Raw genomic sequence first — 1,721 nt, 5'->3', positions numbered from 1 at the left:
ATAGGGATATTCAGTAAATGTCCCTCTTTCTTATAAATTAAGAGAACAGTTTTACTTTACGTGAGCTTTTCTCTTAATTTTTTTGTGTAAAGTCTCAAGTCTTCTATCTTTTTAATAGAATATTATTTACATATTCTTATTTTTTCTTCCCAACGGTACATTATGTATATGTCTTTTTAGGGGAAGTTAAAAACCTCTCCTCTTTTCTTCTTATTATTTTAGTCTGATTATGCAGCCGTTCTTTTTTTCTTTTCGACCTTTTCTATCATAGATACCGCATTGGCCGTATGTATTCCAAAGAAAATCCAAAGTATTTCCGTTTTCCTGTTTCTGGCTTTTATTCTGGCCAGTGAGTAATGTTGTTTCTGCGTTCCAAAACTTCCTTCCAGACGGGTAGCCCTTTCACGGCTGAGTTCCGACCGTAAGATTTTCCGCAGTGGCTCATCTTTGGCAGCTCTTCCCTTACGCTTAAAGGAAGTACTTATATGATATTTAGTACAAAATTTCCGGTTGGCATTATTAGCATAGATTGAATCCGCTGCAAGCGCCTTAACCCTGACCTTGGTCAGTTGTTGTTGCAAATGAATACAGTCTTTCAAACGTACTCCTTCGTTAAAAGCCTTAAAGGAGATATGTTCTATGAAGGAGATTCCATCTATCTGTATATTGTTGACCTTGGCTCCGAACTCAACGGATTTGATTTCCTTGCCTCTGATAATGGGGCGAAGGTAATGCCGGTCGATACTCACGATACGGTTGGACACTTTTTTGCCTGCAAATAAATTCTTCCCTTGCTCAAGGACCGTCTGTATGACCGAGAAACGTCTTTGGTAATCAGAGGATAGTGTAAGCCTGTGCCTGTAGGATGAATGAAGATGCTCCAGCTGGTCCAGTAACTTTTCCAATAACTGAAGTAGCCTGCGTTTAATCATACGGGTCTGTGATTTCCTGCGTTTACGCAGTTTACTGTAAGCAAGGTAGGCACGGCTTACATCAAGATACTTGTTACGGGGACGTTGTATGTGCAATGTACGGCAATGTTTGCACAGATGGCGATGAAGCCATACAATACCTTCCCATAAGAGTTTGACATCAGTAGGAAAGCGCAAATGACTTTCATAACAGGTGGCATCGGTCATACAGACATGAAGGTTCTCAAGATAAGGTTTCCAATGCTCAGCCAGAATAAGCTGGAGGGACTCAATATCAAGGCGGTCCGCTAGTTCCTGGCGAATCGCACTGACGATTTTAGGATTGGTCAGTGGATGAAGAGGATCAATCTGAACACCACAAAATAACTGGTAATGAATATTACCGTTTAAATGCTCAATCAGTTGTGCATCGGAAAAGTTGGTATAGGACTTCAGGACCATCAAGGCTATTTTACCTTCGGGAGAAAAATAACTTTTACGACCCAAAGTAGAGGACTTCAAATGCATTTGTCGGGCCAGTTCCGAGAAAGGAAACAGAGCATGGAGGCGACCTAATTCACTCGTTGCAAAACTTTGACGATATTTTTTTAGCATATCGAACTCGGTAAAACCTAAACAAGGTTCGATTTCGGAGATTTTTTGTATCTTTACCATGTGTTTTTAGTTTAGATTACCCCCGTTTTGGCCGTCAAACCGTTTTTTGGGGGGGGATGCTTAAAGATACAAAAAAGGCAACTAACTCGCAATGAATTAGTTGCCTTAATTTTTATTATTTTGGGAATATCCCTA

The 1,721-nt window shown here is 40.2% G+C and carries 1 protein-coding gene; it reads right to left on the bottom strand.

The window, feature by feature from the left end; genetic code table 11:
* Nucleotides 1-227: 227 nt before the first annotated feature.
* Nucleotides 228-1,586: a transposase gene (locus ACESQI_RS24045; RefSeq protein WP_195661570.1), complete on the bottom strand. Its 1,359-nt coding sequence runs from the start codon at nt 1,584-1,586 to the stop codon at nt 228-230.
* Nucleotides 1,587-1,721 lie beyond the last annotated feature (135 nt).

Origin of the sequence: Bacteroides sp. HPS0048 (genome assembly GCF_964240755.1) — a bacterium.
GTDB lineage: Bacteria > Bacteroidota > Bacteroidia > Bacteroidales > Bacteroidaceae > Bacteroides > Bacteroides nordii.
This window is presented reverse-complemented; position numbering and strand designations above follow the sequence as displayed.